At 32.6% G+C, this 14,642-nt stretch carries 25 protein-coding genes, 3 tRNA genes and 1 pseudogene; 21 read left to right on the top strand and 8 right to left on the bottom strand.

Features of this window, described 5'->3' with window-relative positions:
- The 18 genes from D1869_RS01835 to D1869_RS01755 all read left to right on the top strand — a co-directional run bounded on the left by D1869_RS01835 (nucleotide 1) and on the right by D1869_RS01755 (nucleotide 9,129).
- Nucleotides 1-165 carry a 30S ribosomal protein S14 gene (locus D1869_RS01835; RefSeq protein ID WP_010978389.1) on the top strand — a complete coding sequence of 55 codons (165 nt, stop codon included), beginning with the start codon at nucleotides 1-3 and terminating at the stop codon, nucleotides 163-165.
- A 6-nt stretch (nucleotides 166-171) separates the two neighbouring features.
- Nucleotides 172-573 carry a 30S ribosomal protein S8 gene (locus tag D1869_RS01830; RefSeq protein WP_010978388.1) on the top strand — a complete coding sequence of 134 codons (402 nt, stop codon included), beginning with the start codon at nucleotides 172-174 and terminating at the stop codon, nucleotides 571-573.
- Between the two features lie 9 nt (nucleotides 574-582).
- Nucleotides 583-1,143, top strand: coding sequence for a 50S ribosomal protein L6 (locus tag D1869_RS01825; RefSeq protein ID WP_156013672.1), 561 nt, complete (start codon nucleotides 583-585; stop codon nucleotides 1,141-1,143).
- Entirely contained in the window at nucleotides 1,127-1,522 is a 396-nt protein-coding gene (locus D1869_RS01820; protein WP_156013671.1) for a 50S ribosomal protein L32e, read from the top strand. Before D1869_RS01825 ends, D1869_RS01820 begins: the two co-directional genes overlap by 17 nt.
- Before the next feature lie 7 nt (nucleotides 1,523-1,529).
- Nucleotides 1,530-1,985 carry a 50S ribosomal protein L19e gene (locus D1869_RS01815; RefSeq protein ID WP_010978385.1) on the top strand — a complete coding sequence of 152 codons (456 nt, stop codon included), beginning with the start codon at nucleotides 1,530-1,532 and terminating at the stop codon, nucleotides 1,983-1,985.
- Between the two features lie 3 nt (nucleotides 1,986-1,988).
- Complete coding sequence (locus tag D1869_RS01810; RefSeq protein WP_156013670.1) at nucleotides 1,989-2,579, top strand: 50S ribosomal protein L18; 591 nt, start codon at nucleotides 1,989-1,991, stop codon at nucleotides 2,577-2,579.
- Entirely contained in the window at nucleotides 2,579-3,223 is a 645-nt protein-coding gene (locus tag D1869_RS01805; RefSeq protein ID WP_156013669.1) for a 30S ribosomal protein S5, read from the top strand. Before D1869_RS01810 ends, D1869_RS01805 begins: the two co-directional genes overlap by 1 nt.
- Nucleotide 3,224: 1 nt before the next feature.
- On the top strand, nucleotides 3,225-3,701 hold the full coding sequence (locus D1869_RS01800) for a 50S ribosomal protein L30 (protein WP_156013668.1): 477 nt from the start codon (nucleotides 3,225-3,227) through the stop codon (nucleotides 3,699-3,701).
- Nucleotides 3,702-4,136 (top strand): uL15 family ribosomal protein, encoded by a 435-nt coding sequence (locus D1869_RS01795; protein ID WP_156013667.1) that lies wholly within the window; start codon nucleotides 3,702-3,704, stop codon nucleotides 4,134-4,136.
- Nucleotides 4,137-4,152: 16 nt separating this feature from the next.
- Entirely contained in the window at nucleotides 4,153-5,544 is a 1,392-nt protein-coding gene (gene secY / locus D1869_RS01790; protein WP_156013666.1) for a preprotein translocase subunit SecY, read from the top strand.
- A 1-nt stretch (nucleotide 5,545) separates the two neighbouring features.
- On the top strand, nucleotides 5,546-6,130 hold the full coding sequence (locus D1869_RS01785) for an adenylate kinase (RefSeq protein WP_156013665.1): 585 nt from the start codon (nucleotides 5,546-5,548) through the stop codon (nucleotides 6,128-6,130).
- A 6-nt stretch (nucleotides 6,131-6,136) separates the two neighbouring features.
- On the top strand, nucleotides 6,137-6,571 hold the full coding sequence (locus D1869_RS01780) for a hypothetical protein (RefSeq protein WP_156013664.1): 435 nt from the start codon (nucleotides 6,137-6,139) through the stop codon (nucleotides 6,569-6,571).
- 23 nt (nucleotides 6,572-6,594) lie between these two features.
- Nucleotides 6,595-6,858 carry a 50S ribosomal protein L34e gene (locus tag D1869_RS01775; RefSeq protein ID WP_156013663.1) on the top strand — a complete coding sequence of 88 codons (264 nt, stop codon included), beginning with the start codon at nucleotides 6,595-6,597 and terminating at the stop codon, nucleotides 6,856-6,858.
- Nucleotides 6,855-7,397, top strand: coding sequence for a (d)CMP kinase (gene cmk / locus D1869_RS01770; RefSeq protein ID WP_156013662.1), 543 nt, complete (start codon nucleotides 6,855-6,857; stop codon nucleotides 7,395-7,397). The genes D1869_RS01775 and cmk overlap by 4 nt, the downstream gene beginning before the upstream one ends.
- Nucleotides 7,398-7,438: 41 nt before the next feature.
- Nucleotides 7,439-7,672, top strand: a complete 234-nt coding sequence (cedA1, locus tag D1869_RS01765) for a DNA import protein CedA1 (protein WP_052846299.1) — start codon at nucleotides 7,439-7,441, stop codon at nucleotides 7,670-7,672.
- A 3-nt stretch (nucleotides 7,673-7,675) separates the two neighbouring features.
- On the top strand, nucleotides 7,676-8,434 hold the full coding sequence (gene cedA, locus D1869_RS01760; protein ID WP_156013661.1) for a DNA import protein CedA: 759 nt from the start codon (nucleotides 7,676-7,678) through the stop codon (nucleotides 8,432-8,434).
- Between the two features lie 5 nt (nucleotides 8,435-8,439).
- On the top strand, nucleotides 8,440-8,595 hold the full coding sequence (gene cedA2, locus D1869_RS15095; RefSeq protein ID WP_184650950.1) for a Ced DNA import system-associated protein CedA2: 156 nt from the start codon (nucleotides 8,440-8,442) through the stop codon (nucleotides 8,593-8,595).
- A gap of 114 nt (nucleotides 8,596-8,709) precedes the next feature.
- Nucleotides 8,710-9,129: an archease gene (locus D1869_RS01755; RefSeq protein ID WP_156013660.1), complete on the top strand. Its 420-nt coding sequence runs from the start codon at nucleotides 8,710-8,712 to the stop codon at nucleotides 9,127-9,129.
- Here D1869_RS01755 and D1869_RS01750 read toward each other — a convergent pair.
- Nucleotides 9,106-9,639 (bottom strand): archaemetzincin family Zn-dependent metalloprotease, encoded by a 534-nt coding sequence (locus tag D1869_RS01750; protein WP_156013659.1) that lies wholly within the window; start codon nucleotides 9,637-9,639, stop codon nucleotides 9,106-9,108. The two genes, D1869_RS01755 and D1869_RS01750, sit on opposite strands and share 24 nt — an antisense overlap.
- A 23-nt stretch (nucleotides 9,640-9,662) precedes the next feature.
- Nucleotides 9,663-9,753: transfer RNA gene (locus D1869_RS01745), tRNA-Phe, on the bottom strand.
- A 501-nt stretch (nucleotides 9,754-10,254) separates the two neighbouring features.
- Here D1869_RS01745 and D1869_RS15270 point away from each other — a divergent pair.
- Nucleotides 10,255-10,365, top strand: a pseudogene (locus D1869_RS15270) (putative integrase); the annotation flags it as partial.
- 33 nt (nucleotides 10,366-10,398) lie between these two features.
- Here the strand turns inward: D1869_RS15270 and D1869_RS01735 are convergent.
- Nucleotides 10,399-10,474, bottom strand: a tRNA-Gly gene (locus D1869_RS01735).
- A gap of 132 nt (nucleotides 10,475-10,606) precedes the next feature.
- Here D1869_RS01735 and D1869_RS01730 point away from each other — a divergent pair.
- Nucleotides 10,607-11,269 carry a DUF5752 family protein gene (locus D1869_RS01730; protein WP_156013658.1) on the top strand — a complete coding sequence of 221 codons (663 nt, stop codon included), beginning with the start codon at nucleotides 10,607-10,609 and terminating at the stop codon, nucleotides 11,267-11,269.
- A complete protein-coding gene (locus D1869_RS01725) occupies nucleotides 11,266-12,471 on the top strand; it encodes a glycosyltransferase (RefSeq protein WP_156013657.1) in 1,206 nt (401 codons plus the stop codon). The genes D1869_RS01730 and D1869_RS01725 overlap by 4 nt, the downstream gene beginning before the upstream one ends.
- 144 nt (nucleotides 12,472-12,615) lie before the next feature.
- Here D1869_RS01725 and D1869_RS01720 read toward each other — a convergent pair.
- The 5 genes from D1869_RS01720 to D1869_RS01700 all read right to left on the bottom strand — a co-directional run bounded on the left by D1869_RS01720 (nucleotide 12,616) and on the right by D1869_RS01700 (nucleotide 14,619).
- Nucleotides 12,616-12,710: transfer RNA gene (locus tag D1869_RS01720), tRNA-Ser, on the bottom strand.
- Nucleotides 12,711-12,735: 25 nt separating this feature from the next.
- Nucleotides 12,736-13,290 carry a class I SAM-dependent methyltransferase gene (locus D1869_RS01715; protein WP_156013656.1) on the bottom strand — a complete coding sequence of 185 codons (555 nt, stop codon included), beginning with the start codon at nucleotides 13,288-13,290 and terminating at the stop codon, nucleotides 12,736-12,738.
- The gene (locus tag D1869_RS01710) at nucleotides 13,283-13,996 is read right to left on the bottom strand and encodes an RNA-guided pseudouridylation complex pseudouridine synthase subunit Cbf5 (RefSeq protein WP_156013655.1); all 714 of its coding nucleotides are present in this window, start codon (nucleotides 13,994-13,996) and stop codon (nucleotides 13,283-13,285) included. Before D1869_RS01710 ends, D1869_RS01715 begins: the two co-directional genes overlap by 8 nt.
- 76 nt (nucleotides 13,997-14,072) lie before the next feature.
- Nucleotides 14,073-14,327 carry a tRNA pseudouridine synthase A gene (locus tag D1869_RS01705; RefSeq protein ID WP_156013654.1) on the bottom strand — a complete coding sequence of 85 codons (255 nt, stop codon included), beginning with the start codon at nucleotides 14,325-14,327 and terminating at the stop codon, nucleotides 14,073-14,075.
- A gap of 1 nt (nucleotide 14,328) precedes the next feature.
- Entirely contained in the window at nucleotides 14,329-14,619 is a 291-nt protein-coding gene (locus D1869_RS01700) for a 50S ribosomal protein L14e (protein ID WP_010978366.1), read from the bottom strand.
- Between the last annotated feature and the right edge of the window lie 23 nt (nucleotides 14,620-14,642).

Here is a 14,642-nt window from a genome sequence, read left to right as displayed (position 1 = left end):
ATGGGTAAATATAAGCCTCCAGCTGAGAGAAAATATGGAAGAGGAGTACAAGTTTGTAGAAGGTGCGGTAGTAGAGATTCTGTTATTCAAAAATATGGATTATACTTATGTAGACAGTGTTTTAGAGAAGTAGCTTATGAAATGGGATTTAAGAAAACGAGGTGAATAATTATGGTTAATCTAAATCCTTTAGCAAATGCATTAACAACAATCTACAATAATGAGATGAGAAGAAATAAGCAAGCTATAATTATGCCTGCTTCAAAACTTATTATTAATGTATTAAGAGCAATGCAAAAAGAGGGATATATAGGGGAATTTGAGTTTATAGATGATGGTAGATCGGGAAAAATAGTTGTACAACTTTTGGGCAGAATAAACAAATGCGGGCCAATAGCACCACGATATCCTCTTAAATATAAAGATTTGCTAACTTTGCCAGACTATGTAAGACGATACTTACCATCAAAGGAAATTGGTGTTCTAATAATTTCTACAAATAAAGGTGTCATGACTCATAAAGATGCCATTAGAGAAAGAATTGGTGGAGTGGCTTTAGGTTATGTTTATTGAGGTGAAAACATGAAGGCAGTTCATCTATATGAGGAAATAGAAATTCCACAAGGCATTAATGTAAATATTGAAGGAATGAAGATAAAAGTTAAGGGGCCTAAAGGAGAAATAGAAAAAGACTTTAGTCATATTAGCGGCATAGAAATAAGAAAAGAAGATAATAAAATAGTTGTAGAGACTACTTTTGCTGATAGAAGAAAAAAAGCTCAGTTTTACTCCATAATTGCGCATATAGAAAACATGTTTACTGGTGTTACTAAAGGCTATAGATATTACTTAAAAATTATTTACACGCATTTCCCAGTTACGGTTAAAGTTTCTGGCAACGAAGTCCAAATTCAAAACTTAATTGGAGAGAAAAATATTAGAAGAGCAAAAATAATGGCTGGTGTAAAAGTGAATGTAAAAGGAGAGGATATCATTGTAGAAGGTCAAGATATTGAAAAAGTAGGACAGACCGCGGCTAACATAGAACTTGCATCAAAAATTACTGGTTATGATAGAAGAGTTTTTGCAGATGGCATTTATATTTATAAAAAAGAGGTGATTGGAAGTGAACAAACAGATTAACATTAGGAAAATCAAAGAAAAAATAAAGAAAGTTAGAGAGAAGAAAATTAAGTTTCTAAGATATGATTGGGATAAGTTTTATAGAATAGGCAGACAAGAGACATGGAGAAAGCCTAAAGGTATAGACAATCCAGTAAGATTAGAACTAAAAGGATATCAGCCAAAAGTAAAAATAGGCTTCAGATCACCAAGGGAAATTAGAGGTTTACATCCCTCGGGTTTAATTCCATTCTATGTTAATAATAAGAAAGACTTGGAAAAAGCATCACAAATGAAAGATAAAGTAATAGTGGTCTTCTCATCAACGATAGGTTTAAAAAAGAAATTAGAATTAGTTGAAGAGGCTAAAAAAATGGGATTAAAAATAGCCAATGGGTGAGAGTTAGATGCCAGAGTTTGCTCTTCAAAGAAGACTTGCAGCAGAGCTTACTAATGTTGGGGAAAATAATGTGAAATTTAATACAAATTACTTAGATGATATAGCCTCAGCTATAACTAGAGATGAGATTAGAAAATTAATAAAAGAAGGAAAAATTATTATAGAGAAAAAGAAAGGTATTAGTAGTGGGAGACTAAAAGAAAAGAAAGAAAAAAGGAGAAAAAGAGGAGAAAAAAGGAAGAGTGGAAGTAGAAAAGGACCAGCTGGAGCAAGAAGAGGTAAGAAAGAGCAATGGGTTCTAAAGATTAGAAAAATAAGAACATACTTGAAATGGCTCAGAGATAATGATGTTATAGATAAGAAAACATATAGATTAGCATATAGAAAAGCTAAAGGAAACTCTTTTAGGAATCTCTCTGATGTAAAAAATTATCTTAAACAATTAGGCGTGAAGGTGGAGTGAAATATGGCACATGGTCCTAATTATAGAGTAAAGTATAGGAGAAGAAGAGAAGGAAAAACTAATTATTATAAGAGATATACATATGTTATAAACAACACCACAAGGTTAGTAGTAAGATTAACGAACAAATACGTAATAGCACAAATTGCTAAGTTTAATCCAAAAGGAGATGTTATTGTAGCTGCAGCACATTCTATGGAGCTTGCTAAGAAATTTGGCTGGAAAGGAGATCTGAACAACACACCTGCTGCCTATTTAACTGGATACTTATTAGGTGTTAGGGCCTTAAAGGCTGGTATAAAAGAAGCTGTGGCTGACATTGGACTTTTCGTGCCTGTAAAAGGTAGTAGGATATTTACAGCTATTAAAGGGGCTATTGACGCTGGTCTCAGCATCCCAGTAGGAGATCTGGGTATAAAAGAGGATAGAATAAAAGGAGTTCATATAGCATCTTATGCCCAGAAATTAGAAGCTGAAAATCCTGAATTATTCAAGAGATTATTTTCTAAGTATTTAGAAAGGGGATTGCATCCTAAAGATCTTCCTTCACACTTTGAAGAGATATTAAATAAAATTAAATCTGGTGGAGCATAATGGCAGAAGAGGTTCCTGTAATTAACCCAGAAGAATGGAAACCTAGAACAAAAGTAGGTCAGTTAGTTAAAGAAGGAAAAATAACATCTATGAAAGAAATCTTTGAGAAAAATTATCCAATAACAGAGCCAGAAATAGTGGACGTGTTATTACCTAAATTGAAATACGAAGTAATGGACATAAAGATAGTGCAAAAGCAAACTGACGCTGGTGAAATATCTAAGTACAAGGTTTTAATCATAATGGGAAATATGGATGGTTATGTCAGTTATGGTACTGGCAAGGCTAAACAACTAAGAGTAGCTATCCAAAAAGCTATAAAGAATGCTAAAATGAACATAATCCCAGTTAGAAGAGGATGTGGAAGTTGGGAGTGTACCTGTGGCGAAGCTCATAGTTTACCTTTTAAAGTCTATGGAAAGGCTGGAAGTGTTGAGGTTTTACTAATGCCAGCTCCAAAAGGTACTGGGCTTGTAGTTGGTCCAGCTCTAAAAACTTTATTGACTTATGCAGGAATTAAAGATGCATGGTCTTTAACTAGAGGATCTACATATACTACAGAGAACTTTATAAAGGCTGGATATAATGCACTTTATAATACATATAAGTTTGTTACTCCAGTGGATTGGATGAGGAGGAAGTAATATGACTAGACTTTTAGGAATTATTAGAATAAGAGGATATGCAGACACTCCCTGGTATATCCAGGATACATTGAAAATGCTAAGATTACCAAGAAGATTTAATGCGATGGTGTATGAAGATTCGCCATCCATTAGAGGAATGTTAAAAATAGCTGAACCTTACATAACATGGGGAGAACTAAATGAAGAAGGACTTAAATTACTTCTAACTAGATTACATACTAAAATAGGTAATCTTAAAATAACAGATGACATACTTAAAAGTCAACTAAAAATAGAAAGTTATAATTTATTTGTAAAGAAGATTATGGACGGAGAAATAAAACTGCATAAACTTGATGATTATTTTAAATTGCCTATACGACTTCACCCACCAAGTGGTGGTTTTAAAGGAAAAATAAATAGACCTTTTGGTGTTAAAGGTGAATTTGGTTATAGAGGAGAAAAAATTAATGAACTAATTAAGAGGATGGTATAAATGACTGTAAGAAAAGAAAAGAAAAGCAGAAAATATAGAGGATATAGGACTCATGGTTGGGGAACAAAAGGACAACATAGAGATAGAGGTGCACAAGGAAGTAGGCAAATTGGAATGCATAAGGAGAAATGGTCATGGTTAGTAAAATATGGAGAAGGATGGTATGGAAAGCATGGATTTGTTAATCCTACAACTAAAATATATAATGCTATTACAATGAGAAAGCTTCAAGAACTTATTGAAAAAGGCGAAATAAAAATAAAGGATGAGAATGGAAAGAAAGTAATTGATTTAACTGAATATAGATATGATAAGCTTATAGGCTCATCTGGACTAAAAATACCACTAGTAATTAAGGTGAATATGGCGAGTAAAAAAGCAATTGAAAAAGTTAAGGAATTAGGAGGACAAATTATATTAACCACAAGTGAATAGGCTTTTTTAGAGTAGTATGGGTTTTGTTGATTTTCTTGCTACACTAGGAGAATACTTACCAGCTGTAACTAAACCTAAAGATAGACCTTCTTTGGCAACTAAACTACTTTGGTCGTTTATAGCTGTTATTGTTTATCTAGTAATGGCGTCAATACCACTTTATGGAGTTACCTCAGCAAATTCGTTCTTAAGCAATTTTTTGGCTGAAGAAATTATTTTTGCCTCAACTCAAGGTACATTAGCTCAACTAGGAATAGGTCCTATCATTACTTCTGGTTTAATCATGCAAATATTAGTAGGTTCAAAACTAATTCAAATGGATTTAGCTAAAGAAGAAGATCAAGCTAGATTTACTGAAGCAGAAAAAGGATTAGCTTTCGTTTTCATTCTAGTAGAATCTGCCTTATTTGGTTACGTGTTTACAAGAACTGCTGGTAATATTGAACTATCAGCTATTGTAACTGTACAATTAATTGTTGCCACATATATAATTTTACTTCTAGATGAAATGATTCAAAAAGGATGGGGACTAGGATCTGGAATAAGTCTGTTTATACTAGCTGGTGTAACTAAAATTATGTTTTGGGATATGTTTGGTATTGCAGCAGTTAGTAATCAAAACTTACCAGTAGGTTTCTTCCCCGTGTTAATATCTGATATAGTAAGTGGAAAGAACATACTATCATTAATAGTAAATACGAGCACAACTACACCATTTCAACCAGATCTAGTTGGACTTATTTCTACCATTGGACTAATTATATTAATAATATACCTAACTAACATAAATATACAAATCCCAGTAACTACACAACGATTAAGAGGGATAAAGACTACAATTCCATTAAACTTCTTATATGTTAGTAGTATCCCAGTAATATTTGTAAGTGTTTTAGGTGCTGATTTCCAATTATTTGCATCATTAGCTTCCTATATATCATCTCCTGCCTCTACAGTCTTAACAGATATTGCAAATGCGTTTTTCTTCCCTCCAGCTAATGTCCCACATAGTGTGTTCGCTTTAGTAGTTGATCCAATAGGGGCAGCAATCTATGCAGTTGTGTTTATTGTATTATCCATTATATTCGGTATTCTTTGGATCGATGTCGCTGGTCTTGATCCAGCGACACAAGCACAACAAATGGTTGAAGCTGGAATGGAAATACCAGGAATGAGAAATAGTCCTAAAGTAATAGAAGGAATATTGGCTAGGTATATATATCCGTTAGGTTTCTATAGTTCTCTTATAGTAGGAGTAATCGCTGTGTTAGCAACTTTTCTAGGAGTATATGGAACTGGTGTAGGAATTTTGCTAGCAGTAACCATAGCTATTCAGTACTATAATTTATTAGCTTATGAGAGAACGTTAGAAATGTACCCACTATTAAAGAGAATAATCGGTGAGTAAAATGAAAATTGGAATTGTAACTGGAATACCTGGTGTGGGAAAAACTACTGTTCTGTCTAAAGTAAAAGAAATACTAGAAGAAAAAAAGATAAATAATAAGATTGTTAACTATGGAGATTATATGTTAATGACCGCAATGAAATTAGGATATGTAAATAACAGAGATGAAATGAGAAAACTTCCAGTAGAGAAACAAAAACAACTTCAAATTGAGGCAGCGAGAGGAATAGCGAATGAGGCTAAAGAAGGTGGCGATGGTTTACTCTTTATTGACACACACGCAGTTATAAGGACTCCATCGGGTTATTTACCCGGATTACCTAAGTATGTAATAGAAGAAATTAATCCAAGAGTTATATTCTTATTGGAAGCTGATCCAAAAGTCATTCTAGATAGGCAAAGGAGAGATACTTCAAGAAGTAGAAGTGATTATAGCGATGAGAGAATAATTTCTGAGACAATTAATTTCGCCAGATATGCAGCTATGGCATCTGCGGTATTAGTGGGTGCTACAGTAAAAATCGTAATAAACGTAGAAGGAGATCCTTCTATTGCAGCAAACGACATAATTAACTCCATGCTGTGAATTTTCATGAATTTAGGTATTTTTTACATAATTGGTATTTCTTTCTTACTTAATTTTCTTATGTATCTAGAGTATAGATTTTATTTGTTAAATAAGATGAATATTACAATAGAGAAGATAAAGGAATATGAGGATAGAGTAGTTAAAATTTCTTCTCCTAAAAGAAGAGATAAAACCTTAAAAAAAATATCAAAGGAGGTTGATTATTATACAGGTAAACTAAGAAATTATATGTTTATTCAATCATTAACTCTTATTTTTGTCTACATGGTAGGACTATTCATTATTCTAGATTTTGTAAATGTACCCGTTTATTTTCCTTACAGTATTCCGTTAACCGTAACATATCATGGAAAATATATAATAAGTAATTTATTTATCTATATATTGTCTTTTTTATTATTTACTCCACTATCGTTAAGGAGACCGAAGACTATTTAAAACCTTTACTCAAATTTTTATATATGCCTAATCCTCATTATCGTTCTACATCTTATAGAAAAATTCATACAAAATTGCCCTCTGGAGAATCAACAGTACATTATGAAAGAAGAAAAAATAATAGGGCAGTTTGTGCTATATGTAAAAAACCTCTTCAAGGTGTAAAGACAAATTCATTATATAAGTATTCTAAAACTGAAAAAAGACCAGAAAGAATATATGGAGGTCATATTTGTCATAAATGCCTTGAGACCTTAATCAAGCAAACTTTGAGAGGAAGTTCATGATTATTGTTATAAGCGGCCCTCCAGGTAGTGGAAAGTCTACAGTAGCTAAAATCTTGTCCAAGAATCTATCCTTGAAATATATTTCTGCAGGGCATATATTTAGAGAATTAGCTGAAAAAGAGGGATTAAGCTTATTAGAACTTAATAAAAAAGCTGAAGAAAATTTTGAAATAGATAAGAAAATTGATAGAGAAATTTTTAGAATAGCATCTACTGAAAAGAATATTATTATTGAATCTCATATAGGAGGTTGGTTATTAAAAGATATAGCTGATATTACAGTGTATTTAAATGCTAGCCTAGAAACCAGAGCTAGTCGAATTGCAAAACGTGATAATATTCCTTTTACTAAAGCAATAGAACAAATTATTGAAAGAGAAGAAAGTCATTCTAGAAGATTTTTAGTTTATTATGGTATTGATTTATCCGATTTATCTGTTTTTGATTTAGTTATAAATACAGATAATTTACAACCAGAGGAAATCAGTAAAATAATAGAAGCATACCTCAATTTTATGTTAGCAAAAAATATTCATTAATCTCTCTCTTGTTATTAACAGAGCAATATAATTGAACAAAAATGACGCTCTTAAGTTTCATTGAGAATCTAAATAGTACTATAACTGAAGTGGCATGGAGTATATTTGTATTAGCTTGGGCTGTAGGATGGGCCTTACGAGGATCCCCAATTCCAATTTTCAGAATTAAGAGAGGAGGACAAGACCTCATAGAAGATGCAATAATCGCAGCTTTCTTTTTAGCTATAGGCAGTACTATATTCTATTTCATATCTTATATAGCATCACAGGTGTAAAAAATGTGGAATATATTTGATTTCCTATTTTATGCTCAAATCCTAGCGTCACTCACTTACTCATTAGGAGCATTATTCTATGCCTTACCTATACCAATATACGGTGTAAAGAAATGGGGTCCAAGAATGATAACAGACTCTATTTATATTATAGTGTGGATTACAATATACACAGTTGTTCTAAGCCTTATGCAACAATTATTAAGTCTACTAGGTGCGTCATGGAGTTCTTATTTTCAGTGGTTATATGCAGTGGAGAATTATGATATTATCCAATATGAGATTATAGAGGCAATTGTTAACGCTACGCAGTATGTTTCTGGTACTTTTGCACCTTTTATGCTATTTACTTTTCTCTTGTCTATGGCTACATCATTTATTGAATTTCTCACTATAATCTCTCAAATGATATATCAATATTCTGGATTATTTATAGCCATGGGAATATTATTAATGGCAATACCGTTTAGGGTAGGTAGAGCTATAGGTGCCTCATTTATAGCATCTTCAATAATATTCTATATAGGATTACCATATTTGCCTATTTTCCTTACACAGCTGGACTTGAATATTCTTAATATTCATCTATCATCGTCTCCTAACATCTCAATAGTATTACAATATGAAATCCCAGAGATTTTTATAGCTAATCTACTCGCACCCACAAGTTATATCATATTATTGAGCGGGCTAAGCATTGGTTTAGGAAATACAATAGGAGGTTATGGAAGTAGAGTACCATTTTTAATTGATATAGTGTGATAAAGATGAAAAGCTATGAAGTAGTATCATTCCTCGTATTAATTAACTCAGCAATAGTATACTATTATACAAAAAATATAGAATATTTAATTACAGGAATTATCTTATCTTTGGCAATACTACTTGGAATAAGATTTATTTTTGAGAAGTTTGTTGCGTAGTAACTCCTTTTTTAGCTTCTTTTTTTACTTCTTTTGTCATAAATAGAGTTGTTCTTTGTCTTCCACCCATTACACATCAATTAAAAATAAATTCCTACTAGCCTTTATATTTTTATGCAAAAATTTGAGTTCTTTGAACACACTGCTGATATAGGTATACGAGCTTACGGAAGAAATTTAAATGAGGCATTTGAAAATGCAGCAGTAGCTGTTTTTGAAGTTATGACTGACACAAGTAAAGTTGAACCCAGAGAAATGAGAGAAGTTAAAATAGATGGATATGATTTGGAGAATTTATTATATAGATGGATTGAGAGTTTATTGGTGTACTACGATTCTGAAATCATGTTATTTAGTAAGTTTCATGTGAATATCGATGAAAAAAACTTAACTCTTGAAGGAAAAGCTTGGGGTGAAAAATTTAACCCAAACAAACATGAAAGAAGAACTGTAGTTAAAGCTATGACTTATCATGAGATGAAAATAGAAAATAAAGGAAATTATTATATTTTAACTTTTGTTGTTGATATTTAATTTTACTCTACATTCTTCACAGAAAAATGCTGATTTGTTATCTACTTCTACAATGGAATTACTAAACCTCATTACACATGTAGGATTCGAACAATGGCCTAAACCTAGCGTATGGCCTAATTCGTGCGTTACTTCTTTTTTAACTCTCTCTATAAATAGTTCGAAATTACATTTTTTCTTATAAAAATCATTTTTTAATCTTACAAGAAAAACAGTACCAAATTTTTTAGTAGAAAGACCAAAAACAAAATTCAAACCTCTTGCATAAGCATCTATATCTCCTATAGCTATAATTGCATCATATGGGAATTTATCAAACTTAGAAGAAACATACTCTAGTATTTTTTCAGCATCATATTGTGATCTTTGCCAATCAAAATAAGATATGTTTATATGTTCTATTTGACTCAATACATCTACATGAAAACCTAGTTGTGAAAGATGATTAGTTACTTCATTAATTACACTTCTATCAATACTAGTTATTTTTACGATAAGTACTCTATACAACAGGAGACACCTTATGTAATAAGTGCCGCCGCGGGGACTTGAACCCCGGACAACCCGGTCACTGCGTGCATCTACTCTTCAGCCGGGCGCTCTCCCGGGCTGAGCTACGGCGGCATTATAATATATGATACATGAATTTAAAGGTTTAATGGTTATTTTTTATATGGGGACCTGGCGACACTCTATTGAGAGACCCTAATTGGGTTCGATGAGATAGGGTCTCCAGAGGTCCCTACAAATAATACAAATTTAAGCAATTGGGGAAAAATTCGGAAAAGTATACACTCTGTTTAATAATTTATAAGTAACGTAACTAAAACTAAGTAAGGCAAGACCCAAGAAATTAAAAGTGCTAGTAAAACAGAAACTTTATCACTATTTAGGAATCTTAAGGCACTGAATTTTTACCAGTTATAGCAGTTTCTGAAATTCAATTTTTTTACAAAATAACGGAATCTTTGCTGTCTTCTTTCAATTCAACGTGTTTTAACGGAAAAAATTACGAGTTGCCAAAGCTTTTAAATGCAAATTGGCAACCATAATACTTGAAGGAAAATGACGAAATAAAAGACGCGTTATAAATATGGCGACTATATTATATGCGAGAGGAAAGGTTTGTATTACGTCTATAAATTGGAAACAGTGAACGGTGAGGTAAAGGAAACTTACGTGGGTCCTTTAGTTGACGTTGTGGAAACTTATATAAAATTGAAAGAAAATAGAATTGGTGGTGTTAGGGGGATACCCCTAACCCCACAGTGCGGCCGCCGGGATTTGAACCCGGGATTACCGGCTTGGGAGGCCGGCGTCCTAATCCAGACTAGACGACGGCCGCAACATATATATCTGCTATTGGGAATAAAAATTTTTGATGATGATAAGAGGGTCGAAAGATCGATGATCTACGCTGGAAAAACTGATTTTTTAAAGCAAGAGTTTTAAATGTTTTGTATATAACAATACTTCTATGATTAGCAAAGAGTTATTAGATAAACCTGCACAAAAGCCTTTTGAATTTGAGGCAGCTTATTATCCACCTAAGTATGCTGGAATAAAGGCGTATACTGTGGATGAATTAATTTCTGGGATTAAAAGAGTAGACGGGCTTTCAATATTCTATCATATCTTTCATCCTCTATTTTCAAGCCATGTAATCCCAGAAGATATGCACAACGATTTTGCGGTATGGATTAGAGATGAAATACATGATTCAAGACTGGCCCAGATAATATCTGATATTGAGGGAAAAGAACCTAGAACAGTAGAAGATGTAAGAGAAGATCTACTTAAAATATTAACAGAAAATAAGGTAAGCGGAAGGGCATCTAGACCATTTTATTTTGTTTCTTGTAATCCCGTTATATTTAAAACTGGAAAAGTTGCTAGAAATTTAGGTGAGTTAATTGATATTATTGCTACTATTTCTATGAGATCAATCGCATATCACTTTATATTTAAAAGAGTAATGGGATATACTACTAAAAATGATTTTTCGATCTGGATAGAGGAGAATTATGGGTTAAAAGAGTTGGCAGATTCCTTATCTTCTATTGATCCACAAACTTATACTGATGAAGAAAAATTAAGAGAAGATTTAATAAGGAAGATTGAAGAGGTGATATTCTCATGATCGAGAAGTACGCTGAAATAATTGGTGAAGATGAGTTAGATAGCATCGTAAAGATAGCTGAAAAGCTAAAGGGAGTATCAGTTCTTCATGTTAATTCTACGCCTAGCGGAGGAGGAGTAGCTGAAATACTAAGTAAACTTGTTCCCTTAATGAGAGAATTAGGTATTGAAACGGATTGGAAAGTAATTAGAGGAGATAAAGATTTCTTTACTGTTACAAAGTCCTTTCATAACTCATTACAAAATGGTTTTGGTGAACTTCCTAAAGGAGCATTTGAGATTTATAATAAGTGGCAAGAAATTAATGGGAATGAATTAGATTTAGATTATGATATAATATTTATCCATGATCCTCAGCCTGCTGGACTAATAAAATTCAGAAAAAAGGGAAAATGGATATGGAGATGCCATATTGATATCTCTAACCCCTATGAACCCGTTTGGAACTTTTTAAAACAATATGTTCAACAATATGATAGTATAATAATTTCTTCTCCGGTATTTGGGAGGGACGATCTAATAAAACCACAATATATTGTACCACCCTCTATAGATCCACTGAGTATTAAAAATAGACCAATACCCGAAATAACAGTGAGAAGGATTCTTTACAAATTTGATGTAGACCCGGATAGACCAATAATAACTCAAGTCTCAAGATTTGATAGAGCAAAGGATCCTTTAGGTGTGATAAAAACTTACAAGCTAGTGAAGAGACACACTGATGTTCAACTAGTCTATGTAGGGAGCCCTGCCTCTGATGATCCAGAAGGTGAAATAGTATATAATGAAACCGTTCAAGCAGCTGGTAGTGATAAGGATATTAAACTCTTAATGTTACCTCCAAATAGTGATCTAGAAATTAATGCCTTTCAGAGAGGAGCTACCATTGTTATGCAAAAGTCAATAAAGGAAGGATTTGGTTTAACAGTAAGTGAAGCTTTATGGAAAGAAAAACCAGTAATCGGAGGTAATACAGGTGGTATACCCTTACAAGTAATCAATAATGTAACTGGCTACCTAGTAACTACTCCAGAAGAAGCTGCCCATTATACATTATATTTGTTGAGAAATACAAACATAAGAGAGAGACTTGGAAAAAATGGAAAAGAACATGTCAGAAAGAACTTCCTTATAACAAGAGAATTAAGAGATTATCTAATGGTTGCAAGCTTAACAGGCAGTCAACAAACTCCAACATAGCGATGCATTAAATGAAAAGTAGAAGCATGATTTTATGAATTAAGGAACTTTAAATTGTAAAAGAGGAGTATAAAATTCACTACTACATGATATAATAGCTAACTACTAACCAAGGACTTATCCTCAAAATAATATATTATACGACGCCGGGGGCGGGATTTGAACCCGCGCGGGGAAATCCCCACTGGCTAACCTGAAGCTCTCAAGGCCAGCCCCTTAGTCCACTCGGGCACCCCGGCAATTTAATTATATGATTTAATACTATTAATTTTTAACCGCTAAAATGATTGAGTAACCTTTTGCTCTTTTTACTATTTTAACTTCATTAAAATACTTTCCAAATATATCGAGTACATTCTTTTCTCCTTTGTACACAACTACCTCTAAAACACCATTATGTAAAAGTCTCTCATAACTTTGCTGAGCTAACTTTTCAATAAATTCTTTACCGGCCTTAAGAGGAGGATTTGAGTATGCTCCATTTAATTGTATATCAAGATTTTCTAATATATTATTTCTTATTACTATAACTCTATTTTCTAATCTATACCTCTTAACATTTTTTTCAGCCAAATAAACAGCCTTTTTATCAATATCTATCATATAAATTTTGAGATTGGGATTCTTTAAGGCAATATAAATCCCTATTGGACCGTAACCACAACCAATATCGGCAACAACTCCTTCCTCTGGAAGGACTATATTTTCTAGTAACATTCTTGTACCAAGGTCTAATTTCTTTTTAGAAAAAACGCCATAACTACTTATCAATGATAAAGGTATACCATTTACTACATCATTAACAACAAATTCATTCATGTTTCTTCCACGATCTAGGATATATATCACGAGGCATAAGAACTCTTTTAGGCTTAACTACTACTCCTTTTTTCATATCTACTAATTTCTGAGAATCTACATCAGCTTCACCTATAGCTACTAGCTCTCCTTTTAGTGTTAATATCGCTACAGTATCCTTTACCCTAAACCTTTGATAAGCTACTATTCCAGGTGCTGTAAGCATTGCACCATAAGATATGGCATCAACAGCATTATCATCAATTAATATTTTAGGCATACCACAAGTAGCATATTCCATAGGTAATAATATTTTTCTTAAATCACTCTCGTCTTTACAGTTTTTCCACATATAAAGAGCTTCTGAAATCTCTTGTAATGTAACTAAGTTTTTCTCTGTAAATATTCCAGATCTAATTCTCCTTAGTTCTCTCATATGTGCACCACAACCTAATATTACTCCAATATCATGACATAATTTTCTCATATATGTACCAGGATCAGAGGATATCCTAAGTAAAATAAATCTCTTATCCGTATCAAGTATCTCTATATCATAAATTTTCTTTTTTCTTGTTCTTCTTTTCACTGAGGATCTTACGGGTGGTTTCTGATATATTATACCTATAAATTTTGAAATTAGTTGTTTAAGTTCATCTATATTAAAATCACAATGTACTTGCATTAAGCATACATATTCTTTCCCAGAAGAACTAATATATGACATTAGTTTTGTTGCATTCTCTAACCCAATTGGTAATACTCCAGTTACTTTAGGGTCCCCCCGCCTTAGGGTTTAACCCTCAAGGCTCTAGGGTCCCCCCATGGCCTGCCTTTGAAACCTTGAACATTTGTTTTATCCAATAAGCTACTTCATGACTTGTAGGTCCAGGTGGTTTATCAGCGTTAATAATTGAGTTTTTTATTAAAACTTCTATGGGTCTTTTATCAGCAAAGTAACCATATTTTTCATCAGTATAGGAATCTTGTATAATATTCCAGTTATTACTATAATTACAAAAAGAATCTATTTTATAAATAAAATCATATATTTCCATGCTAAATCACAGGAATTTTTGGCTTAACATCTTGTTTCATAAATTCTATAAGACCTGCTTCTTCCAATTTTTTCTTAACTTCATCATCACTTGCTCCCTTATTTATATCTATCTTTTTATCTGTAGGTTCTAAATGAAGTATATTTACTCTTCTTCTTTTAACTTTATTAACATCTTTAGGACCAGTTACTAGGACAAAATTTTCATCTATTATGTCTACAATAACACATTTTTTACCTGCTTCTCTTCCTCTTGTTTTTACACATATTCTTCCTATTTCTATCGCAGGCATACCTACTACCTAATGAAAAAACG

The sequence above is a fragment of the Sulfurisphaera ohwakuensis genome (assembly GCF_009729055.1).
In the GTDB taxonomy this organism is placed as follows: domain Archaea; phylum Thermoproteota; class Thermoprotei_A; order Sulfolobales; family Sulfolobaceae; genus Sulfurisphaera; species Sulfurisphaera ohwakuensis.
Note: the sequence above shows the minus strand (reverse complement) of the source record. Positions and strands in the feature narration are given on the sequence as shown.